21 protein-coding genes and 1 other annotated feature are annotated in these 23,674 nt (G+C 47.5%); of the genes, 8 read left to right on the top strand and 13 right to left on the bottom strand.

Translation table 11 applies throughout. The annotated features are described in order from the left end of the window. Positions 1–89: 89 nt before the first annotated feature. A complete protein-coding gene (locus ACDJ58_RS02255) occupies positions 90–1,214 on the top strand; it encodes a rhamnogalacturonan acetylesterase (RefSeq protein ID WP_413379429.1) in 1,125 nt (374 codons plus the stop codon). Between the two features lie 695 nt (positions 1,215–1,909). Next, a complete protein-coding gene (locus ACDJ58_RS02260) occupies positions 1,910–2,320 on the top strand; it encodes a sensory rhodopsin transducer (protein WP_413375136.1) in 411 nt (136 codons plus the stop codon). A 73-nt stretch (positions 2,321–2,393) separates the two neighbouring features. On the opposite strand, the gene ACDJ58_RS02265 is transcribed toward ACDJ58_RS02260, so the two are convergent. From ACDJ58_RS02265 to ACDJ58_RS02285, 5 genes are all read right to left on the bottom strand, one after another. Beyond that, positions 2,394–3,551, bottom strand: coding sequence for a Ger(x)C family spore germination protein (locus ACDJ58_RS02265; RefSeq protein ID WP_413375138.1), 1,158 nt, complete (start codon positions 3,549–3,551; stop codon positions 2,394–2,396). After that, positions 3,548–5,017 carry a spore germination protein gene (locus tag ACDJ58_RS02270; RefSeq protein ID WP_413375140.1) on the bottom strand — a complete coding sequence of 490 codons (1,470 nt, stop codon included), beginning with the start codon at positions 5,015–5,017 and terminating at the stop codon, positions 3,548–3,550. Before ACDJ58_RS02270 ends, ACDJ58_RS02265 begins: the two co-directional genes overlap by 4 nt. Beyond that, positions 4,998–6,104 (bottom strand): GerAB/ArcD/ProY family transporter, encoded by a 1,107-nt coding sequence (locus ACDJ58_RS02275; protein WP_413375142.1) that lies wholly within the window; start codon positions 6,102–6,104, stop codon positions 4,998–5,000. The genes ACDJ58_RS02270 and ACDJ58_RS02275 overlap by 20 nt, the downstream gene beginning before the upstream one ends. A gap of 69 nt (positions 6,105–6,173) precedes the next feature. After that, the gene (gene trpS, locus ACDJ58_RS02280) at positions 6,174–7,148 is read right to left on the bottom strand and encodes a tryptophan--tRNA ligase (protein WP_413379431.1); all 975 of its coding nucleotides are present in this window, start codon (positions 7,146–7,148) and stop codon (positions 6,174–6,176) included. A gap of 181 nt (positions 7,149–7,329) precedes the next feature. Continuing rightward, positions 7,330–7,633, bottom strand: a binding site (T-box leader). A 27-nt stretch (positions 7,634–7,660) separates the two neighbouring features. Then, positions 7,661–8,596: a DMT family transporter gene (locus tag ACDJ58_RS02285; RefSeq protein ID WP_413375144.1), complete on the bottom strand. Its 936-nt coding sequence runs from the start codon at positions 8,594–8,596 to the stop codon at positions 7,661–7,663. 133 nt (positions 8,597–8,729) lie between these two features. Between ACDJ58_RS02285 and ACDJ58_RS02290 the strand changes: the two genes are divergently transcribed. Further along, positions 8,730–10,124 carry a PLP-dependent aminotransferase family protein gene (locus ACDJ58_RS02290; protein ID WP_413375146.1) on the top strand — a complete coding sequence of 465 codons (1,395 nt, stop codon included), beginning with the start codon at positions 8,730–8,732 and terminating at the stop codon, positions 10,122–10,124. A gap of 71 nt (positions 10,125–10,195) precedes the next feature. Here the strand turns inward: ACDJ58_RS02290 and ACDJ58_RS02295 are convergent, their stop codons facing one another. Continuing rightward, positions 10,196–11,515 (bottom strand): glutamate-1-semialdehyde 2,1-aminomutase, encoded by a 1,320-nt coding sequence (locus ACDJ58_RS02295; protein ID WP_413375148.1) that lies wholly within the window; start codon positions 11,513–11,515, stop codon positions 10,196–10,198. Between the two features lie 86 nt (positions 11,516–11,601). Then, positions 11,602–12,645 carry an LCP family protein gene (locus ACDJ58_RS02300; protein WP_413375150.1) on the bottom strand — a complete coding sequence of 348 codons (1,044 nt, stop codon included), beginning with the start codon at positions 12,643–12,645 and terminating at the stop codon, positions 11,602–11,604. A gap of 204 nt (positions 12,646–12,849) precedes the next feature. Here ACDJ58_RS02300 and ACDJ58_RS02305 point away from each other — a divergent pair, with 204 nt between their 5' ends. From ACDJ58_RS02305 to bcp, 4 genes are read left to right on the top strand one after another with little or no spacing between them, the layout of a single operon-like run. Next, positions 12,850–13,896, top strand: coding sequence for an ATP-binding cassette domain-containing protein (locus tag ACDJ58_RS02305; protein WP_413375152.1), 1,047 nt, complete (start codon positions 12,850–12,852; stop codon positions 13,894–13,896). Between the two features lies 1 nt (position 13,897). Then, positions 13,898–14,692 carry an ABC transporter permease gene (locus tag ACDJ58_RS02310; protein WP_053779604.1) on the top strand — a complete coding sequence of 265 codons (795 nt, stop codon included), beginning with the start codon at positions 13,898–13,900 and terminating at the stop codon, positions 14,690–14,692. A gap of 13 nt (positions 14,693–14,705) precedes the next feature. Then, entirely contained in the window at positions 14,706–15,482 is a 777-nt protein-coding gene (locus ACDJ58_RS02315) for an ABC transporter permease (RefSeq protein WP_175382219.1), read from the top strand. Positions 15,483–15,526: 44 nt separating this feature from the next. Then, a complete protein-coding gene (gene bcp / locus ACDJ58_RS02320; protein ID WP_413375154.1) occupies positions 15,527–15,991 on the top strand; it encodes a thioredoxin-dependent thiol peroxidase in 465 nt (154 codons plus the stop codon). 91 nt (positions 15,992–16,082) lie between these two features. Here the strand turns inward: bcp and ACDJ58_RS02325 are convergent, their stop codons facing one another. Genes ACDJ58_RS02325 through ACDJ58_RS02345 form a run of 5 tightly spaced genes read right to left on the bottom strand, consistent with a single transcriptional unit; the run spans position 16,083 to position 21,355 of the window. Beyond that, complete coding sequence (locus tag ACDJ58_RS02325) at positions 16,083–17,210, bottom strand: GerAB/ArcD/ProY family transporter (protein ID WP_413375156.1); 1,128 nt, start codon at positions 17,208–17,210, stop codon at positions 16,083–16,085. A gap of 44 nt (positions 17,211–17,254) precedes the next feature. After that, positions 17,255–18,361: a GerAB/ArcD/ProY family transporter gene (locus ACDJ58_RS02330; protein WP_413375158.1), complete on the bottom strand. Its 1,107-nt coding sequence runs from the start codon at positions 18,359–18,361 to the stop codon at positions 17,255–17,257. 19 nt (positions 18,362–18,380) lie between these two features. After that, positions 18,381–18,617, bottom strand: a complete 237-nt coding sequence (locus tag ACDJ58_RS02335; RefSeq protein ID WP_413375160.1) for a hypothetical protein — start codon at positions 18,615–18,617, stop codon at positions 18,381–18,383. 5 nt (positions 18,618–18,622) lie between these two features. Further along, a complete protein-coding gene (locus tag ACDJ58_RS02340; protein WP_413375162.1) occupies positions 18,623–19,825 on the bottom strand; it encodes a Ger(x)C family spore germination protein in 1,203 nt (400 codons plus the stop codon). Between the two features lie 18 nt (positions 19,826–19,843). Then, positions 19,844–21,355 (bottom strand): spore germination protein, encoded by a 1,512-nt coding sequence (locus ACDJ58_RS02345; RefSeq protein ID WP_413375164.1) that lies wholly within the window; start codon positions 21,353–21,355, stop codon positions 19,844–19,846. A 174-nt stretch (positions 21,356–21,529) separates the two neighbouring features. On the opposite strand from ACDJ58_RS02345, the gene ACDJ58_RS02350 reads away from it, so the two are divergent. Beyond that, positions 21,530–22,840, top strand: coding sequence for an MFS transporter (locus ACDJ58_RS02350; protein ID WP_413375166.1), 1,311 nt, complete (start codon positions 21,530–21,532; stop codon positions 22,838–22,840). A 147-nt stretch (positions 22,841–22,987) separates the two neighbouring features. On the opposite strand, the gene ACDJ58_RS02355 is transcribed toward ACDJ58_RS02350, so the two are convergent. Beyond that, the gene (locus tag ACDJ58_RS02355; RefSeq protein ID WP_076292229.1) at positions 22,988–23,632 is read right to left on the bottom strand and encodes a DedA family protein; all 645 of its coding nucleotides are present in this window, start codon (positions 23,630–23,632) and stop codon (positions 22,988–22,990) included. Positions 23,633–23,674: the final 42 nt, after the last annotated feature.

Raw genomic sequence — 23,674 nt, forward strand, 5'->3', positions numbered from 1 at the left:
TTGCCACAGAGGCAACGGCAGAGAGGGGTAAAAACACCGTTACCCATTGGAAGTTCAATTTTGGACCGGACTTTGGCAGTGCAGGTGAGATTGAGGGTTATTTGAAAGTGTCTGCCAGCACCGCATATGTAGAACAGGGAGAGTACGGTTTTGAATCCGGCTCCCTTGTGTATGAGAAACAACGGATAAGTGAAGACGAAGTATCGGATATTAGTAGGGCAAACAATAACAATCAAGGGCAGGCCAATGTGTCTGCCCGATTGCGTTCAAGCTTTTGTATTCCGCTCAAGGCATCTTTCATCGTTGATGTACCCGATGGAACCTATCAAGTCTTGTTAATTGCAGGGGATGAATTGGCGGAGACGATCACCAGAGTCAAAGCCGGAGAGGGCAGGCTGATGCTGCCAACCATTCGTACACTTCCTGGGCAATGTGCAGAGGTTCGATTCTCAGTTGTGGTTCGTGGCGGAAAGCTCCGACTATCCTTCTCCGGTCCTGCGCCACGGATTAATGCATTGGAAATCACGCTTGCCAATCAGACGATGACTGTATTTCTCGCTGGTGATTCTACCGTGACGGATCAGCCGGAGAGTGGATATCCATACTGCGGCTGGGGCCAGCTGTTACCCGCACAGTTCAAACATGATGTGGCTGTAGATAACCATGCCCAGTCGGGGCGAAGTTCCCGCAGCTTTATTAATGAAGGCAGGCTAGACGCCATTCTGGAGAAGATTAAGCCGGAAGATTTTCTATTTATTCAATTTGGACATAACGATGAGAAGCCGGGTCCTGACCGGGGAACGGATCCTTTCACAACATATAAGGAATATCTGAAAAAGTATATCGATGCCGTCCGTGGAGCAAGTGCTCATCCGGTGCTCGTGACACCGGTGCATCGGCGCTACTTCGCTGATGACGGCACATTGACCGACACCCATGGCGATTATATCGTCGCCGTGCGTGAGCTGGCGGAAGAGGAAGGGGTGCCGCTGATCGATCTAGCTGAGCGAAGCCGCATCCTGTTCGAGCAAGCGGGTGTTGAAGGCAGCAAGGAGGACTTTATGTGGGTGCTGCCGGGTGAGTACGTGAACTTCCCAGCAGGTGTGGAGGATAACACGCACTTTCAGGAGCGCGGTGCCCGTCGCCTCGCCATTCAGGTGGCGGAAGCCATCCGCGAGTTGCGATTGCAGCCGCTGCAAATGTATTTGAGGTAAGCGGCAAGGAGGGCGGCATCGGAGCAATGGGAGCGAAGCGTCCGCCTTTGGAGCGGGATTTCCCCTGCTGAGGGGGAATGAAAAGAAATCGCGAGCCAACAGCGGCCCACAGCCCGATCCGCCCATCGAAGTGTCCGCACCGTGAAGCCATTTTATTCAGCGAGTTAACGAAGTAACGAGCCTCCCGAAAAGTTGCCCAGCGAACATAGCGAAGACAATAAGCCTTTAAAAAGCCATGGCGAGCGTTGCAGCGGAGGGGGCGGCATCGGAGCAGTGGGAGCGAAGCGTCCGCCTTTGGAGCGGGATTTCCCCTGCTGAGGGGGGATAAAAAGAAATCCCGAGCCAACAGCGGCCCACAGCCCGATCCTCCCACCGAAGCGCCCGCACCGCGAAGCCATTTTATTTAGCGAGTTAACGAAGTAACGAGCAAACTTGCTCTTAAGTTGCCCAGCGAACATAGCGAAGGCAATAAGCCTTTAAAAAGCCGTGGCGAGCGTTGCAGCGGAGGAGGGCGGAATCGGAGCAGTGGGAGCGAAGCGTCCGCCTTTGGAGCGGGATTTCCCCTGCTGAGGGGGAATGAAAAGAAATCCCGAGCCAACAGCGGCCCACAGCCCGATCCTCCCGCCGAAGCGACCGCACCGCGAGCCTCCCGAGTGTTTAACTAATTATTGCATTAGCAAAGGAGGACGTATTCAATGGCACAGGATCAGACGAACACTTCAGCACATAAAACATCTTCCACTGCAAAAGGTCACACCTACTGGGTAATTCCCGATGGTTACATTCCACCGGACAGCTCGGGCTCACTGGAGAGTCATGAGAGCATCTGTGTATTAAATACAGGCACAGTGGATGCACAGTTGCAAATGACGATTTACTTCGAAGACAGGGAACCGCTCGAAGCCATCGTGGCTGAGGTGCCTGCTCGGAGAACAAAGCATATCCGGACAGCGTCGCTGAGATCGGGTGAACAACTTATTCCTCCGGGAGTACCCTATGCAATTACCGTCTCCAGCGATGTTCCTGTTATCGTACAGTACAGTCGTCTAGATACAACTCAGCCTGAACTGGCACTCATGAGTGTTATGGCGTTTCCATTGGGATAACATGTGAATTCATGAAAAGCAAAGACGACCCGTAACCTTGCATGAACTGCAGGCTGCTGATCGTCTTTTTGCGCTACTCATTGTATTTATACGTACTGGCATTGAGGATTTTCACATGAACCTCCACCTTTCCAAGTTTAAACCGCTCAAGTGGATTAGCCCGTTTGTATACCTCCTGTCTCCATAGGGGGAGGTCATGGCGATAGAGATATTCCACAAAACCGTAGGAATCAATTTTGCGTGATTTGGTTTTCTCAAACGTATTGCGGATTTCGGACTCAATCTGTTTCTCCGCCTCCTTTTCCATGACATGGGGAGACCGGTGAGAGTCGTGATCCTCAATGATGGCGCTTTTAACCGAAATAACTAGGTCAAATGTAACACCATTTCCTTCTTTCCTTGCTTTAATCGTAGTCTTTGGGTTATTAAGCCTAAGCGTCAGATCCGGAGTTTTACTCCCTTTTCTGTATACGTACAACGGATATTGATAGACGCGGTCATAATTCACGAATCGTGTACCATCAGCGTCTTTGCCCGTGATCCTGCCTTGACTTTTACCGTTTGAAATGACATAAAACCCATCCATTCTAATAAGCGGGGGTGTTTTATCCCCATTATGCCAGGTCTCGTTCTGATTGGTAATGGAAGGCAAGAGAATAACTGAAGCCGGCTCCCGAAATCCGTCAAGGAGCTGATGAAGCCGGATGGGTTCATAACCGGAATGTTGCTTATACAGCTTCATCGGTTCGAACAGCTCGATGGTCTGGGCAGATTGATTCAGCAATGCTGAGGGAGAAAGCACATCTGGAATATTATGATCCGTACCGTAGATCCAAGGTGTATATCTCAGCTGGCCTGAATGCAACAATGTATTGAACACATCCTCCAGCCGTCCATTCAACACATTTTTGGATAAGACAATCGCTTTTACATGGGTCCACAGTGTTTGTTGCTGAGAAGTTTGATATAGGTCATCAATAGCCATACTCAGCGTAGAACCCTCACCCCGTCCTATCCAGATATCACTTGCTTCCCTTGAAGTTGGTCCTTCCTGCTTGGCAATACTGGAGAAATCAATGAGTTGAGCGTAAGCAATGTACTGGCTGTCCACATAGTCTATCCCTACAGCCGTGATAAAGTTAATGCTCTGAATCTCTTTGGAATCCCAACACCCGGTCAGCAGGATGAAGCAGCTTATAAACAAGCTAACCTTAGCCATCCATCTTGTCACGAGCGTTTCCTCCGACGGGTAGAATCCTGCGTATGGAGTACAGCTGGGCGCTTGGTCCGTTTCATGGAAGGGGGCATGGATACGGCTTGGGTGAAGTCGCCGGGAATATACGGAGAGACGGGTGACAGGTATGATACGCCATAACACTCAAGGGATACGAGGTGCACCAGCAGAGCAAACAGTCCAAGCATGAATCCGAATAAGCCAAGAATGGTAGAAATGAAAAGCATTCCGATTCGGACTTGGGCCGTAGCCCCACTGAGCACGGTATTCACCAGAATATAGCTGGAGATAACTGAGATGGCTACTGTGACAATAATGGTAGGAGAAGTGATTCCAGCACGAATAGCGGCATCTCCGATAATAAGCCCACCTACAACGCTGACGGTCTGTCCCAATGCCCGAGGCAGTCTCCGGCCTGCTTCATTAAACAACTCAAACATAAAAATCATCAAAAATGCCTCCAGCGTCACTGGCATAGGCAGACCCATCCGTGTACCAGAAATCGTTGCCAGAAAGGGTAGTGGAATCTGTTCCACATTGAAACTGGTCAGGCCGATATAAAATGCGGGGAAGAAACAGGCGATCAGCAATCCGGAAATGCGCAAAATGCGTTCAAAAGTCACAATGAAAAATGGGGTACTCTCGTCTTCGGGCGATTTCAACTGATTGAACAGCGTAGTTGGCGCGATGATTGCTACGGGAGAACCTTCGATAAGTACAGCAAAACGCCCATTTAAAAGGGAGTCCACGACATAATCGGGTCGCTCCGTATTGTCCGTGAGTGGGAAGATGCTGCGAATTCCCCCCATAATCGCACGTTCCATAATGGAGGTACCGAGAATGCCATCGATCTCAATTTTGTCGAGATTTTGGCGTGCTTCTTCCAGAATATCGGGGTTTATAATGTCTTTGACATACAACAGACCAATAGAGGTCTGGGTACGACCACCTTTAACATATTTTTCATAACACATGGAAGAGGTTTTCATTCGTTTACGAACGAGGCCGATATTCACAGACAGCTCTTCGGTGAACCCGTCACGAGGCCCTTTAATCGATGACTCGATCGCCGATTCCTCAGGGTTTCTTCCCGGTATACTCGCGATATCTAGACTGCAGGACTGATCACCATTTCCGAAAATGAGCAGTAATTGTCCACTAAAAATCAACAGGTTTAAATTCTCTGCATCTGTGAGATCTTCCACCGGATTCAATGTTAATCCCAATTCTTTGGGATGTGCTTCTTCTATGAACAGAGAATGTCTTTCCAGCCGTGGGATAATAAACTGGTTGATTTGTTTGCCATCGACCAAACCGTCGCAATAGAGCATAATCACCGACATATCGGTTTCATCTTTGGCTGGAAAGGTCTGAATAACAACATCTGCGCAGGGATTGAACTGCTCTTCGAAAGAGGCAAGCAGTGTTTCATGGGACGTGGTGTCAATCGTTTGGTGCTCCATGATGTTTCCTCCTCTGATGGCGTGAACTGATGTATGCAACTGCTGTTGCAACCACCGCTAGTCCGCTCAGATACATGAGATTGAACGGGAATATGTATTGGACAAGCAGCTTTTCGAATGTCATATCATCCAGAGGATACAGCATGGAAAGAATAAATAAGACGCCAAGAGTGACACAACATATGATCCTTCTGGAGGCGCTCTTAATATTCCAAATTTCTACCACAATATACATGGCCAGACTAATCCGGGTGAAAGAACCGGCGAGCCATTGGTAAATGGAAAAGAAATCAGTCTGGGCAATATATTTGCCCAAGGAGGCAATTCGCCATTCTTCAAAGGCGGGATATCGCATTTTGGCAGCTTCGAAAGGGTCGAATTCCACGATTGCCCCAATGAGTGGGCCAAGTGTCAGACCAAGAATAATTGATGCGAGCATCAGATACTGCCATACACGTATACGCTTGGAGAGGTGGGGCTGCAAGTACCAGATGAACAGCAACTCAAACATGCCTGAAAGGCTGTAGACTGTGCCATGAAGTACGGGATGCCAGCCATGTTCAAGCACAGGCAACAGACGACTGTAATCCTTGTATTGTGTATTAACGATAGCGACATAGAAGCCAAGTAGCACAACCAAGGGCAGGATCAATCCTGCTGTAAATGCCAGAGAGCGTACTCCTTTATATGCCGCATAGGCACAGAGAGACATCAGGGCAATGCTTGTAACCAATATTGGCGTCTCCGTCAGATAATTGGTTTTGGCCCAAGTGGTGGTATCATGCAGAGTGAAGTAGATCATGGACAGAAAAAAGAGGCTGTTTCCCACCCGAAACAGCAGACCAATAGGCTTGCCAAGACGGGAAGTCAGCCATTCATGCAGGGTTTGATGCTGGAGAAAACGAGAGACATACGCAAGCATTAGAGTGAATAAAAGATAAGGCCCTGCAGACAACAGAACGGATATCCATGCATCTCTTTTGGCCGAAGACAAAAGGGCAGGGATGATCAGGACGTGACTGATCAGGCCGACAGATAACATCATTAACATCATGGCTTGCAAAAAAGAAGGCTGTGTTGGTTTCATGCTGAGGGGACCTCTTTTCCCAATATACTGTTCTCAGCAGTGTTAACGTGATCAAGCCTTCTCATACCGTCAGTCGAAATAACGTATCCCCATCGCTTCACGAACCTCAAGCATCGTCTCACGTGCAGCCTGACGGGCCTGGCGTGTGCCTTCCACGAGGATTTCTTTTACTTTATGTCCACGTTGTTCATAGTAATTTCGCCGTTCACGAAAAGGGGAGAGCAGTTCGTTAATTGCAGTGCCTGCAATCTTCTTGCAATCCTTGCAACCAATGGTGCCATTACTACAGTTCGCATGAATCTCAGCGGCCTCATCCTTTCGAAACAGCTGGTGATAGGCAAACACCGGACAAATATCCGGATGTCCCGGGTCAGAACGATGAATGCGGGCAGGATAAGTTTTTGCCCTGGCCAGCTTGGCATATACATCATCAGGGTGAGCATTCAACGAGATGGCGTTGCCCATGCTTTTGCTCATTTTGCCCACGCCATCCAGTCCGCCCAGCCGTTCTCCGGTCAGAATACGTGGTTCAGGCAGAACTGGCGAATATAATTCATTGAACCGCCGTACCAGTTTCCGTGCAGTTTCGATATGTGGGATCTGGTCTTCTCCCGCTGGAACAAGGGTTGCTTTGCAGAACGCAATATCCGCAGCTTGGCTGACGGGATATCCAAGAAATCCATAATAGAGATCCTTATAGCCACGGTCACGCGCTTCGTTTTTAATCGTGGGATTATGCCGAAGACTGTTCACCGTGATAAACATGGAGAATATGACAGTCAGCTCGGCAATTTCGGGGATCATCGACTGGATGAACAGAGTGGCTTTATTGGGATCGATACCTACGGCAAGATAATCGAGTGTCACTTGATGCACGCTGTCTGCAATCAGTCCCGGTTGATCATAGTGGGTCGTAAGCGCCTGTACATCAGCCAGTAAAATATACGTTTTGTACTCATCCTGCAATTGCACCCGACTGCGCAGGCTGCCAACGTAATGGCCGAGATGAAGCTGTCCGGTTGTCCGGTCTCCGGTTAAAATAATGTCTTTTGTTCTTGTTCATGGTTCATTCTCCTTTGATGTTGTGATTTTTCGATCCTTAATTGCTGACGCCACCAGCCGTCTTCCACGACCATCACCTCCTTTCAGCCTGCAACAGTTTTGAGTACATACATAAATCAAAAATAGCCTCGTCCTTCATCCTGTTTCCCAGACGGGAACAGAATAGAAGGACGAGGCTTATGCTTCGCGGTGCCACCTTAATTGGCCGCTGGTTGCGGCCCACTTGAGGGATACGGATAAATATATGCAGGAAGCCCACATATTCCTTATCGATATCCTGTCCATGGATAACGGCTGAACATGCCGCCTTGCCTACTGACGATCCGCGCTCCTGAGTACAGGTGGCAGAACGGGTTCAACTCGGAACTCCGAAGCCCATTTCCACATGACCGATACACCTGCTCACACCATCCGCCGGCTCTCTGAGGTATCCTGTCCTGTGTACTTCTCTTCATCATTGTTGATAACATCCGTTTATAATTTTTCACATTGTATCATGCTTTATCTGGATTGACCAGCTTGCGTTTTCTTCCGCTCATATTGGTGCCAAGTACACCTGCGATGATCAGCAAGGCTCCAACAAAGTGGTATCCATGGACAGGTTCATGCAATATCCAGGCTCCGCCAGCAATCGAGATGAGTGTGGAAAAATTACTGAATACACTCATTTTGGAAGCTTCCAGATGAGTCAGGGCATAACTCGCCAGCAGCGTGGAGAACATGGTGGAGAGGACAGCCAGATAGGCCAGTGCTCCTAGGTAAGATGCATCTCCGAGTGGCTTCACATAATCCATCATGGTTCCGCTCGACGCATGACGAATCAGAGAAGCTGCGTTGAACACGATAAATCCAACCATCAGGGTCACCCAGGTCAATTCCATCGGTTTATATTTCTGCGCTAAGGGTCTTGCCAATACACCATAACCTGCAAAACACACCGTGGAGAGCAGCAGTAAAGCAATACCTTTAAAGTTGCCTGCCGACATCCCGCTCCCTTTCATCAAGAAAATAAAGATTACACCTGCCACGGACAACAGCAGGAACAGTTTTTGCAAAAGGGATGTACGTTCTTTTAGAAAGATAGAGGCCAACACAAGTGTGAATACGGGGGCCATCGCCTGGATAATCCCTGCTTCCGATGAGTTGGACGAGACTAACCCGAATGCCTGAAAGGCAAAGAACAAAACAGGAGAGAGCAGCCCTAGCGGAATGATACGCCATAGATCACGAAGGGTTAGCTTGATCTTGATCCATCCGAAAATGACAGGGATGCTGACTACGAGTAATGACAAAGCAAAACGATGTGCAAGTACATCAATTGGATGTGCGACACTCACCGTCATTTTGACAAATAAAAAGGATAAACCAATAATGGCTGCATATAAAACAGCTGCTACATATGCGTATGTTCTAGTTTGAGTATTGTTCATAAGGTTTCCTCCAATGTGTGCGATCTGACCTTATTCAATATACTGCCAGACCAATAGTGGTACAATAGACAAAAACGTTTACTGTACCGGTACACTTAAGGTAATGCTGAAGTCGGAGGAGTGGCAGAATCCAATGAGAAAATACGAAATCATCGCCGAATCACTTAAGCAATGGATTCAGGACCAATTGCGGCAGCAGAATAGTGGACAATGGCAGGACAAAGGAATCAAACTGCCGGCTGTGCGTGTTCTGGCTGAGCAGTATCAATGTAGTGTGAGTACAGCCATACGAGCGTATGAGTGGCTGGAAGAGCGGCATCTGGTCTACGCGGTGCCTCAGTCCGGATACTATGCGGTACAGAATGGAGCCGAAGTGGAGGATGGAGAGTGGCAGGGACCGCTGGATTTTGCCTCCGCAGCTCCTGATCCGCGAGTATTCCCTTATTCCGATTTTCGCCATTGTGTGGATCAGGCAATGGAGAAGAAACAGGCGGATTTGTTTTTGTATGGAACCGAGAGAGGCTTGCCTTCCTTGATTGAATTGTTGCAGAAGCAATTCGCCGATTATCAGGTGTTTGCCGGGAAGGAGCAGTTCTTTATTACTTCAGGGGTGCAGCAAGCTCTAGCTGTGCTGGCGTTAATGCCTTTTCCAAATGGGAAAAAGCAGGTGATGCTGGAACTGCCGGGTTATCATAATATGCCTTCTCTTTTACAAGGTCTAAATGTACCTATTGCAGGTGTCAGACGCTCTCTGGAGGGCCTGGATTGGGACGCGCTCGAACGACAGTTCCGCGAAGGAGATATCAAATTTTTTTATGTCATGCCGCGTTTCCACAACCCGATTGGGACTTCCCTGACGGCAGCTGAGAAGAAAAGATTGATCCGGCTGGCACAGCGTTACGATGTCTATCTGGTAGAGGATGATTTCTTGGCTGATCTGGAAGAGAACACAAAGCAGGACCCGTTATGGTCGTATGATACGGAAGGGCGAGTCATTTATCTGAAAAGTTACTCCAAAATCCTGTTTCCCGGCCTGCGGATTGGCGTGGCTATCCTGCCTGCGAGTCTTACTGCATCGTTTAGTAAATACAAAAAAATGCTCGACATTGACACTGCGGTACTGTCTCAGGCAGCACTGGAGGTCTACATCCGGAACGGGATGTTTGCTCACCATGGTAAAGTGATCCGCAGCCGTTATGCTGCCCGGATGAACAAGCTGTATCAACAGCTCAATGCCTACCCGGACTTCACTCCATTTGCGAATGCACCTCGTACAGGAGGGGAGCATACGGTTCTGCCACTGCCTAAGGATATGCCGCTCAAGGTTTTGCTGTCCCGGTTGGATCAACGGGGAGTCATTGCCGACACAACAGAACGATATTATCCGGAAGATGCACAGGAGATACATCAGGATAAAATGCTGCGGTTAAACATATCGAATGTACCAAAGCAACGGATCAAGGAAGGGCTGCGGATTATCCGTGAGGAAATAGCAAAACTGCAAAAGGCGCCCACACAAGCGGAATAATCGCTTGGGGGACGCCTTATTTCAAATGGTAAATTTCTATGATGCAACGTGTGAATTGTTTAGATAACCGTTTACGCCTGAGCCATAGCTTTGAATGAAGCTTCTGCGGCTTCCAATGTTTCTTGAACATCCTTGTCCGTATGTGCAGTGGTCAGGAACCAGGCTTCATATTTGGAAGGAGCCAGATTAATGCCACGATTCAGCATATGACGGAAGAAAGAAGCGAACAGTTCCCCATCGGTATCCTGGGCTTGATCATAGTTCGTAATTGGATGGTCACAGAAGTGGGTGGAAAAGGCACCACGAATTCGGTTAATGGTTAATGCAATGCCATGACGATCCGCAGAAGCCTGAAGTCCTGTTGTCAGATCAATTGCAAGACGTTCCATCTCGGCATATACGCCTTCGCCTTGCAGAACTTCCAAACAAGCGATACCCGCAGAGATAGACGCAGGGTTACCAGCCATCGTTCCGGCTTGATAGGCCGGACCGAGTGGAGCAACCTGCTCCATAACCTGTTTACGACCGCCGTAAGCACCAATTGGCAGACCGCCGCCGATGATTTTACCAAGAGCAGTCAGATCCGGTTCGATCTCCGCATGATTGTCCAGTCCAGCGTACGTCTGTGTGGAGCCATAGTGGAAACGGAAGGCTGTAATTACTTCGTCGTAAATGACAAGTGAACCATTGTCCCGTGTCATGGCACAGAGTCCTTCCAGGAAGCCAGGTTCCGGCATAACCATACCGAAGTTGCCGACAATCGGTTCTACCATGACTGCAGCGACATCATCGCCCCAACGCTCCAGAGCCGCTTTCAGGCTGTCCAGATCGTTGAAAGGTACCGTGATGACTTCGTGCGCAATGCTTGTTGGAATGCCTGCACTATCGGGAATACCAAGCGTGGAAGGACCCGAACCTGCTGCCACAAGAACCAGGTCGGAGTGACCATGATAACATCCGGCGAATTTCACGATTTTATTACGTTTGGTGTAAGCACGGGCAACCCGGATGGTGGTCATGACTGCTTCTGTACCGGAGTTTACGAAACGAACCTTGTCCATTGAAGGAATGGCTTCCTTCAGCATTTTGGCGAGCTTGATCTCAAGTTCCGTAGGCGTGCCGTACAGCACGCCATTTGCTGCTGCTTCGGTAATCGCCTGGGTAATATGAGGGTGAGCATGTCCTGTAACAATCGGACCATACGCCGCGAGATAATCGATATAACGGTTGTCGTCGACATCCCAGAAGTGCGCTCCTTGCGCCTTTTTCATAAAGACAGGTGCACCGCCACCCACCGCTTTGAATGAACGGGAGGGGCTGTTGACACCTCCTACAATATGTTGAAGTGCTTCTTCGTATAAAAGCTCGGAACGGGAACGTGATGGATTCATAAGATAACTTCCTTTCCTTTCATAATTAGATAAACAAAACACAGCGAGAGGGCAGCATATGGGCTGCCCTCTTCGTGTGCACTTCATTACTGTGCAGGTTGCTTGGATTCTTGTTCGTCACCACTGGCCGTTTTGTCTTCGGCTCCGGTAGTACTGCCTTCTTCTTGAGCAGGAGGATGAATGATATCTTGGATATATTGCTTGAGTTTGTCCTCATTGGTTACCGACAGCACCTCAGCTCCGCCTGGTGTACGTTCTTCCTTGAGCATTTTCATTGGCGGAATTTGCTCGCTGCCGTTCATGCTGCTCTGATATCCAAGTCCGCCCAGCTTCCACATGTCGGAGAGGGTCAGATTGGTATCTACATAAGGATTTACTTCTTCCAGAATGGAAGGCAATTTGGCAATTGTTGTTGTTGACTGCATTTTCGCTGCTACAGCTTTCAGGAATTCGCGCTGCCGCTCGGAGCGGGCATAATCCGACATGGCATCATGACGGAAGCGAACGTACATGAGAGCCGTATCGCCATCCAAATGCTGGTAGCCTTTTTTCAGATCAATATCGTATTCATTATTGTCTGCTTTACTTGTATAGTGCATGTCCTTCTCTACGTCAAAATCCACACCGCCAACGGCATCCACCAATTTGATGAATCCTTGGAAATCGGTATACACATAATACTGGACAGGGATACCCAGCAGGTCTCCAGCAGCTTTCATTGCCACGTTGGGACCATGGGTAATGGCAGTATTGATGCGTTCCTTGCCATATCCGTCAATGTTGACGTATGTGTCGCGCAGAATGGAGAATAGATTAATTTTTTTGGTGAGTGGGTCAAGCGAAACGACCATCATGCTGTCAGAACGAGGAACTTCCCCCTTCTCCAGCCCGCGGGCATCAACACCCATAACGAGAATATTTACCGTTTCGGTGCCTTCCCATTTCGGAGGATCCGGTGTACTTACTTTTTCAACATTTTCGATACCGGCAAACGGCGAATCATCGCCTTCCTTTTGCAAGCCATTCAACTGATTGAGAATAGAACCGAAATAAAATGCCGCAGCGCCTCCAACAATCAGCACGAAGGCGGCAAGAGAAATCCAAATGGTTCTCTTCGTCTTTCTGGTCATGCTAGCTCTCCTTTGTATTCAAAATAAATGAAGATGAGTCCAATTTGATCTAGCCCGGGCTTTCCGTACACGACATATCTGTGAGATGAAACAGAGGACGCGGCCTTAGACTATTTTTTAAAGCTTGCTGAATTTTGACTGATACTATTATAATTTCTTTTTGGGCTACAAGCAATTTCAACAAAATCCAAGTGAGGTATAATCATGCTGGCGATTGATGTCAAAGATTTACGCAAGTCGTTTAGCGTCCAGAAAAGTCGAGGAGGGCTTAAGGGCGCATTTCAGGATCTGTTTGCACGTCAATACCAGGAGGTCTTGGCTGTAAATGATATTTCATTTCAAATTCCGCAAGGCGAAATATGCGGATATATTGGGGAGAACGGTGCCGGTAAATCAACAACGATTAAGATGTTGACCGGCATTTTGGTGCCTACTTCAGGGCAAATATCGGTTGGTGGATATGTTCCGTATCAGGAACGTGAGAAGTTTGTGCAAAATATTGGTGTCGTATTTGGTCAACGCAGCCAACTCTGGTGGGATATCGGTGTCATTGAGTCCTTCCATCTGCTGCGCAAGGTGTATCGAGTAGGTGAGGTCGATTTCCGCAAACGTCTGGATGAACTGGTTGTGCGGTTGCAGCTTCAGGATTTGCTGAACCGTCCTGTTCGTAAGCTCAGTCTTGGACAGCGTATGCGCTGTGAGCTGGTAGCTGCGCTGCTGCATAATCCGGATATTGTTTTCCTGGATGAGCCTACCATTGGTTTGGATATTGTTGTGAAGTCGGAAATCCGTGAATTCCTGAAAGACATGAATAAGGAACACGGAACAACCATTTTGCTGACAACCCATGATCTGCAGGACATCGAAGCTTTATGCTCTAGAGTTATTATGCTCGATGCGGGCAATATCATCTATGATGGCGGGTTGGATCATCTGAAGTCCCAGTGGGGCAAGGAACGGGAAATCCGGTTCAAGTTTGGCACGGCTCACCCCATGGAACAAATGCTGGAATGGACTGCTGCGCTCCCTGTTCGCTGGACGGTGGAGAACGAACTGTCCGCATCGGTCTGGATTCCACTTGAACTCAATGTTTCGGATGTGCTGGGACGCGTCGTTGGACAGGCGGATATTACCGATATTCAGATTATTGAGATTAACACAGATGAGATCGTGCGCAGTATTTACCAATCCGGTTCCGCCGAGCGTCCCGAGATTGTGGGAGCAAAGAACGAAGCGGTGGGTGTATCCTAAGATGAATAGTGCATTTTTTGATTTTATGCGCATCCGGTTCCTGACGATGCTTGCATACCGGGTGAATTATTATTCCGGCATTTTGATATATACGCTAAATATCGGCGTGTATTACTTTACGTGGCAAGCCATTTACGGCAGTAGTGGTGAACTGGGCGGTTTTACTGCAGCTCAGATGACGACATATGTGGCTGTATCGTGGATGGCGCGTGCGTTTTATTTTAACAACCTGGACCGGGAAATAGCCGCAGACATTCGGGATGGCTCCATTGCCATTCAATTCATAAGACCGATCAACTATGTCATGGTCAAAATGATGCAGGGGCTGGGCGAAGGTATTTTCCGTTTCCTGCTGCTCATGATTCCTGGAATGCTCATTGCCATTCTGTTGTTTCCGGTTGAACTGCCTACGGCGCCGTCCGCGTGGATTGGCTTTCTGGTTATGCTGTTCTTCAGTTTCCTCATTAACTCCCAGATTAATGTCATTACGGGACTGGCCGCATTCTTTGTGGAAAACAATGAAGGCATGATGCGTATGAAACGTGTCGTGGTTGATCTGTTCTCCGGTCTGATCATTCCAATCAGCCTCTATCCGGGCTGGATGTCCGCAGTGATGAAAGTATTGCCTTTTCAGGCCATTACGTATCTACCCGGTTCGGTTTTCACCGGAAGAGTGGAAGGCACAGGCATCTGGAGCGTACTCGGCATTCAGGTGTTCTGGTTTGTCATACTGCTCATTCCGATGATGCTGATCTGGCGTCAGGCGCGCAAGCGTCTGTTCGTGCAAGGAGGATAACAGAGTGTACTATATGGGTCTGATCTGGGAATATTTAAAAAATTACATGAAAACACGTCTCACGTACCGCGCCGATTTTTGGGTTGAAATCCTTTCGGATTTGCTGTTCCAGGCAACCAATCTGATCTTTATCTTTGTGGTTTTCCGACATACGGATAATTTGGGCGGCTGGAGTGAGAGTGAAGTCCTTTTTGTTTATGGATATTTTATGGTGCCTTACGGCATCTTCAGTTGCTTTATCAATCTGTGGGGGTTCAGTGAACGGTATATTGTCAAAGGCGAGATGGATCGCATATTAACACGGCCTGCGCATAACCTGTTCCAGATTTTACTTGAAAATGTGGACCCGCCTGCACTCGTTGGTTCGTTTATCGGTCTGATCATTATGGTCATCAGCGGTGCGGAGATGGGGCTTGTGCTGGAGTGGTGGCATATTCCGGCCCTCATTATTCTTACTCTTAGTTCAGTGCTAATCTATGCAGGTATCTATATCACCTTGACGTCGTTGTCTTTTTATTCGGACGCGCCTACAGGCATTCTGCCATTAATGTACAACATTCAGGGATATGGACGCTATCCGGTAACCATCTATAACCGTGCGATTCAGGTCCTGTTAACGTGGGTCATTCCGTTTGCCTTCGTGGGCATCTATCCGGCAGCCCTGTTCCTGGAACGATCCGAAATGCATCGTATGGCGATGCTGACACCTGTGATGGGATTGGTGTTTGGCTCCATCGGCCTTCTGCTATGGAATTATGGCGTGAAGAAGTATCGCGGAGCAGGATCATAACAGATATCCATTGAAAGTATAGACGAGATATAGGAGGAAATGAGATGACATTAACCGAAGGCAAGCTGGCTCCAGACTTTGAACTTCCGTCCAGTACGGGAGAGACGGTGAAACTCTCGGATTATCGCGGACAGCGGGTGCTGATATATTTTTACCCGAAGGATATGACTTCTTCCTGCACACAGCAGGCATGTGATTTCCGTGATCGTCATGAGGAGTTCAAGGGATTAAATACAGTTATTCTGGGGATTAGTATTGATCCGATGAAGCAGCACGATAAATTCATTGCCAAATACGGCTTGCCATTCATCCTGTTATCCGACGAAGAACATCAGGTTGCCGAGCAATACGGCGTATGGCAGCTTAAAAAGATGTATGGCAAGGAATACATGGGCATGGTACGCTCCACTTTTCTCATTGATGAAGAGGGGCTACTGTTGAAGTCGTGGTTGAAAGTGCGAGTTAAAGGCCATATTGAAGCAGCACTTGAGGCTTTGCAGCAACTTTAGGAAGAGTGCTCGTCTGTTCTCTATACATCGAAAAATGTTTACTCAATAATAAAGGCTGTGTTCGCGGTTTATACCGTGAAGCACAGCCTTTTTATGTGGGCAAGCGTTCTGGATGAGTCTGATTTTTTTTGTTCTTGCCGAAGCGAATGCGATGAACAAGTAAAAGCAATAGAGGAATAATAAAACTGCAAGTAATGTCCCAATCCACCCATGCAGGCATGATGGTTTCGATATAAAAAATAACATTGGGGGAAATCAGGATGGCCAATGCAAACATGAGCAAGGATGAAGGGAGAATGAGCGGTTTGTATGTTTTCAACTGAAACAGCTGAGCTAGTCCTATAACAAAAGCGAACATGTACAGCAGACTTTTGAAATAGGTCGCAATTAACCAGGCAGTAGCCATGAAGGCTTCAATGCGCTCAAAGAAGTTGCCGATATTAATTTTTTGAGACAGGGTATACGAAATAAAAATGTTATGCTGGGTTAGGAAAGGTCCCACAACCATAAGGGAAAACAATAACAGTACACACAGGAGCAGACCTCCGCAGAAAGTGGCAAGCAACAAGTCTCGTTTAAGGTGCGGCCCTCGCATTACATAAGGAAGAATCATAGTAAGCACGAGCAGCTCCCCGAAGGCGGTAAAGGATCCGCGAATAACGGTTTCAATTAAATGGACCCAGCCGATGCTCAAGAATGGTTGCAGATGTGAGACTTTTATGTTGGGCAGCAACCCCACGAACAGGAGAGCCATAAAAACAACAACAATAGGGGTTAACAGTTCACTGGTTGCTCCCATGGTCTGCAATCCTTTCATTAGGCCCCAGATTAGGGAACACATGAGCATAATTAAAATGACACGGATAGGGGTCTGGAGGTAGATTTGGGTCGTCATGAAGTCTCCAACCTCCCGGATACAGATGGCAGCGCCTATTGCGAAATAGAACAGGTAACCAGCAGATAAGACCGATCCAATCCATGGACCAAGCAATTTCTTGCAAATTTCGATTAAAGATAGTTCAGGATAGGTTTGGTGCAGTTTGTACAAAATCCAAATGATAAATAGACCGATAGGTTGGCTGAGGAAAGAGCATATCCATGCATCTTGTTTGCCCAAGGTTGTGACCAACGAAGGATAGATCAGAATCATATCCCCAACCATGACAAGAAAGGTAAGCAGGGAAAATTGCCGAATGGTAATTTTATCTTTAATTATCATGGTCTACAGCCTCTTTCCTGACATATTAGAACTTCAGCATTGCCTTATCCCGAAGGCTTGTTTTTCCAACCCTTTTTGAACATATGCACCAACAGTAACAACCCTGGCAATATAATACTCAATGTGGTATCCCAATCTACCCAATATGGGACGACCGTAATGACGATGAAGGTCAAATTGGGCGAGACCAGATTGGCAAGGCCGAATAAAAGCAATGATGCAGGTAGGATAAGCATCCGGTATTGCTTGAGCTTGAACAGTTCGGCACATCCCACAATAAATGCGTACAGATACACCATCGCTTTGACATACGTGGAGATAAGCCAAGAAGAAGCCATAATGGCTTCAATGCGTTCAAAAAAACCGCCGATATTAATCTTCTGAGATAAGACAAAGGACGCATAGATATTGTGCTGTGTAAGGAACGCACCTAGTACAAGCAGAGAGATGGTAACCAATATAGCCAGCAACAAGTTGCCAAGTCCTGTCGCAACTAGAACATCCCGAGTTCGGTGTGCCTGTTTTAGTGTGTAGGGAACGATCATCATAATAGGGAGCAGTTCACCTACCGGATATATGATACTTATGAGAATACCCTGCAGGATGGGAACGACGCCGATATCCGTTGCAGGCTTCACGTTACTGGGATCAACCTGAGGTAGTAGACAGAATGCAAGCACGAGGATAAACACGATAAGGATTGGCATCAGCAATTCACTGCTTCGCCCCATCGTTTCCAGACCATGGTATACCCCCCAGCCCAGCGTAATAACAAACATCAAGATGATGACTCGAATCGGGGTGTACTGAAAGATTTGGGAGGTGAGGAAATCTCCGACCTCTCGGGTGTGCGTGGAGGCACCTATTACAAAAAAGAAAAGGTAAAATACGGATACAAGACTGCCTGGCCAAAATCCCAGAATGCTACGTGAAATTTGTACCAGATTCTTCCCCGGATACAAACTGCATAATTTTATGAACATTAGCATGAGGAGCATCCCGAGTGGAACCCCGACAAGAGCACATATCCAGGCATCTTGTTTGGCATAGGAAGTAATGACCGAGGGATAGATGAGCATCATATCCCCGACCACCATCATGAAAATAAGGATGGACAATTGTCTTGTTCCGATGCGGCCCTGCTCAAGCATAATGTCCCCTCCTTTTTTCCTAAGTTCCAGTCAAGTGTGCTAGAAATTGATTTACAGGTTCATACATCCATATGATGAGATAAAGTGGACTGGGAAACTCCCACAGGTTGGCCGCGAAGATGCTTAGAAAGGTAGCTATGATCAGCAAGACACCGTAAACAGCTGTTTCTTTCCATTCCTTGCGACGTATGAGCCCAGGCAGATCGTACCACCCTATGAGCCCTGCGGTCACAACGACACTAAGTGTAAGTAACACCTGTCTCACTCCCTAATTTGATCTTTGAATGAATCATCCAGTGTGCCTACACGTTTGATTTGCACATTGACATCGTAATGGACATCCAGATCTTCTAGATATTTATCCCAATCCTTCTCCACCTTTTTGAAGAACTTGGGATCAGCGTGATAGACCTCCTGCCCGAATCCGAAAATATCGACATGAAATTTGCGCTGTACCGACTTGACGGATTTTTGCATCAGCTCTATGAGCCGTTCCTCACTGTCTCGTTCCAATTCCTTGAGTACTTCCATTGAACCGATTTTGATTCCGCATTCCACTGCGCCTATAGACGATACGTTTTTCATTTTGATGTTGATTACAGGATGTCCGGCAACGACTTTTACACTTCGTTTGGTCGTTGTGCGGAGTGCTTTGAAGGTAACATATCCTTCTTTGCGACAAGGCAGATGACTGATGGTGGATACTACATTGTTTCGAATGTAGTTATACCCCTTGGATTCATCCTCCGTTAGCCAGCCAATCAGCTTATCTCCTTTGAATATGGACAGCCCGGTTGAATTCAGTCGGGCAGGAGCCTTAATAGTTGCAATATTTTCTTGGTGTCCGCTTTTCTCCGGATTGCCAACGACTTCTACACCGGTAATCACAGGCTGTATTCCTGGAGATAAAATATATTCCATTAACTGATCACCGGTTACAGTTGTTGTCGGTGACCAGGTCTTGGTGGAGACATCCAATGAATTGAACATTTTCTCCGCAGGTAAGTTTTCAAGAGGCGTCATCACGTCAAGCACTTTGGAAGCCGTTGTATTTCGTGCCACCATGACGTAATAGTCAGGCCGAACTGTAGGTTCCCGCATTAGAGCTTCGGTCACATCATAAATCCCGACTTTGCGGGCGTATTCTTCGCCATATACCAAAATACGTATGTGCGCCATAAAGATACGACGTGGACTTGACTCCGTTAACTTTTGAATGGCTTCGAACAGAGTGGGGGCAGAAGCCTGATACTGAGTCACAGGGGTCCCTTTGCCTCCCCCTGATTTGGAGGATACTTCATTAGGGACAACTACTTGAGCACTCACTTTAATCATATCGCCATCCTTGTCCACACCAAGTCCCAGCATAATACCGAGTTCATTGAGTTCCTGGCGATCCCAGCATCCGGTAAGGAGAGGGAGCAGAACGGCAAAAGACAGAATCAATTGTAGGCATTTGTTCATACACGTTCTCCTTACCGATTATTGCTTCGTTTTTTTGTTCGCCTGCCTGGTTTCGTTCGCAGTTCCGGTAGAGAGCGGACGGGTCTTCATCCGGGACCAAGGCACGCGGAAAATGGTATCTTTGAGATCTTTCCCGATGTAAGGTGCGAACGGGGACATGTAAGACACACCAAAAGATCTTAAACTGCATAGATGTGTGACCGTAATTAGTAGAACCATCAGAATCCCGTAGAAACCAAAGGCTGCAGCCAGAATCATCAGGACGAAACGTAGAATCCGCACAGAGATGGACAATCCATTTTCCGGAATAACATAACTGGATATCGCAGTAATGGATACGATAATAACCATGGCAGCCGATACAACGCCTGCATCTACTGCGGCCTGACCAATAACAAGGGTACCTACGATGGAAACGGCTTGACCGACGGTCTTCGGAATCCGGATGCCGGCTTCCCGCAAAATTTCATAGGTCAGCTCCATTAATATGGCTTCAATGAATGCCGGAAATGGAACACCTTCCCGCTGTGCTGCCAAACTAATAAGCAGGTTGGTAGGCAGCATCTCCTGGTGAAAGGTAGTAATGGCAATATAGAAGGATGGAGCGAGCAGCGCGATAAAGAAGGCCAGATAACGAATCATTCGAATCAATGAGCTAATATCGGCTCGTTGGTAGTAATCCTCGGGGGACTGAAAGAAATGTACAAACAGAGCGGGAACAAGCAGTACGAAAGGAGTACCGTCTACAATGATCGCGACCCTACCTTCGAGCAGTGCAGCGCATACGGTGTCTGGTCGCTCACTGTTATAGACCGTAGGGAAGATCGTACCTGTTTTGTCCTGCACGAGCTCCTCGATATATCCGCTTTCCAGGATAGCGTCAATGTCAATCTCATCAAGTCTGCGCCGTAGTTCTTTTACAACCTCTTGATCGACGATATGCTCTAGATATACCACGGCTACTCTGGTGTTGGTGACTCGGCCAATCTCTCTTTCTTCAATCCAGAGATGGGGGTCTCGAATTCGTTTGCGTATCAAGCCTGTATTCGTACGCAAATTTTCATTAAAGCCTTCCATGGGTCCTCGAACAACCGTCTGGGAGATCGGTTCACCGACGGCACGATCTTCCCATCCTGCTGCTGCAATTTTCAGACCCTGATTGGAACCTTCTAGGAGTACAACGGCAAAGCCCGCCAGAAGGGCATCAAGAACGTCTTTTATCTCATCGATTAATATTACATTGCTGGCGACCAAGACATCATTCTGGAGATAGCTCAAATGCTCGTTTTTCGCCGAAAAGTCAGGCAGTTCACGGGTCTGTAACAAGGGTTCCAGGATGGAATGATTCACAATCTGCACGTCTACCATCCCATCGATGTACAACATAACAGAAGGCCATTTGTGCAAACACTGCAGAGGACGAATCATCAAGTCTTTGCTATTCCCCATCACTTTCTTGCAATAATCCGTATTTTCCGTAAGATTCGGAGATATTCTCTGATCCTGACTGCTCTGCGCTGCTGTACTCATTCCTTCACCCCTTATACACCCTATATTTGCAAATTAGTATGACCTGGATGAATCAGGATTATCACAAAAGTGTTATTGAATATCCCACAAAATAAAAAAGAACGTTGTCAATCCTTATATATTAGAATATTATCTAATTAGATTAATATCTAATATTAGAGAAGAGGATTTGTCATGTTATTTAGATCTTCCATTGTGATCCTGCTACAAAAAGAATCGGAGTACCGCAAGTTCTTTGTCGCGGGATTAGTGAACGGCATAGGTGACCGTTTCTGCCAGGTGGCCATGCTTTCGTTAATTCTCAGCACAACAGGATCAGGGGTTGCCGTAGGACTAGCCCTTGGTCTGCGTGTGCTTCCATTCCTGTTGCTTGCCCCGGCAGGTGGCATGTTAACCCTGCGCTTCTCACGGCGAAAGATTATGCTGCTTACCAATCTGATAAGGGTGCCTCTTGCTCTGAGTTATTTACTCGTAAACAGTGCAGATGATTTATGGATTCTTTATACAGCGAGTACTTTACTAGCCTGTGCTGAGGCTCTCTATGCTCCGGTTCGCAAATCAGGCATACCACTTCTTGTACAGCCGGAAAACTTGCTCAAAATTAACGGACTTGAACAGGTAATGAACGGTACGGTGCTGATTGTAGGTGCCTTTCTTGGAGGGATCACCTCATCAGTGATGGGGCCGCAGGCTGCATTTATAACCAATGCACTGTGTTTCCTGGTGGCTGCTGTTTTGATCCGAAAAGTCTCGTTTCCATCGGGAATGGGTACTGAATCAAATGGGAGATCACTTGAAAATGTGGAGAGATCAACCGTTTCAGCTTCTGATAATCCTTCAGTGATTGCTCGCGCCAATGGTGCATTTTATGTTCCTTCGGTGATATGGCGGCTGGTTCGATCCTCTGTAGCATTACAGATCATCATCCTGTTCGAGTTATGGGTACCGGTCATAAACGGGATCGACAATGTATTGATTAGCGTATATGCAATTGAAGTGTTTGCCCTTGGGGATTGGGGTGTAGGTCTGTTCTATGCGGCGCTTGGGACGGGGCTGGTATTAAGTAACTGGTGCTCTCGTTATTTTCAGCATTGGTTGCTCCCGGGAGTAGTAATGTGTCTGCTCGTGGAAGGGGGATTGCTTATGCTACTTAGTATGGCGACTCTGCCAGTGATCGCAGTTCTGATCTATATTCTGCTGGCCCTTATGTCAGGGGTAGGCAATGCTTGTCTGGATACACTGCTGATGCGTGAAACACCTGAGAAATACCGAGGGCTCATCTATGGTTTGGTGACGGCTTGCAGTAGTAGCATGCTGGGGTTATCCATGTTTGGTGCAGGTTTGTTATTAGAAGTGGTAGAGCCACGGAAGCTTGGTTTCGCAGGCGGATTGGGTTTTGCCGCAATTGCTGTTCTGCTTACAGCCTATGGATGGCTAAGGGCGCGTGAGGCTTTTAACATTAGACGTATAACCAAAAAAACGTGAAAAAAAGGAGCCGCAATATGCAGCTCCTTACTATTAACAGAAAGGTTAACCCGGAGGTCCCACATCTAATAGGGCAGAAAAACCTCTGCGCTAAATGTGTCTGAATTCAACCATTGATATCATCGATAGATATGTGAATGCTATCGTTTATTTTTGTCTTTGCCGAATAGCAGCAGGCTTGCGCAACGATCGGGCTACCCACGCTTTTCGATAACGGTACAGCACGGCTGCAATCAGCAGCAGTCCAATCCCCGCCACGATGTAAGGTGCATATTGATGAACAAGCTGAAACACCGCGTTCCATTGAGGTCCAAATATTTTGCCGATGCCCAGGAACAGCATGACCCAGAACAGTGCGCCTGAATAGGCGTAGAGAGCGAATTTGCGAAAGGGAACAGCGGCTATACCCGCGAAATATCCGGTGAAATGTCTCACTCCCGGAATGAAATAACCGATGAAGATCAGGGCATTGCCGTACTTGGCAAACCACTTTTGCGTTTTATCCAGCTTGTCCTGTTTCATCAGAAACCATTTGCCATATCGTGTAATGAACGGCAGACCTGCTTTGGCCCCAATAAAATAAGTGATCGTCATGCCAATCGTCGTTCCCAGAAAAGCGAGGATGGCGAGTATTCCGAAGTCCAGATGACCCTTGTAGGACAGAAAACCTGCATAAGCCATAGTCGTTTCTCCCGGGAAGGGAAGGGCGATGAATTCCAGCAATAAGCCAAAAAACAAAACGCTGTATCCGTAGGATCCAAACAGATGCTGGACCTTCTCAAGCAATTCCAATAGACTTCACTCTCCTGCAGACAGGGTGGGAGGAGATACGTA

Origin of the sequence: Paenibacillus taichungensis (genome assembly GCF_047302525.1) — a bacterium.
In the GTDB taxonomy this organism is placed as follows: Bacteria; Bacillota; Bacilli; order Paenibacillales; family Paenibacillaceae; genus Paenibacillus; species Paenibacillus taichungensis_B.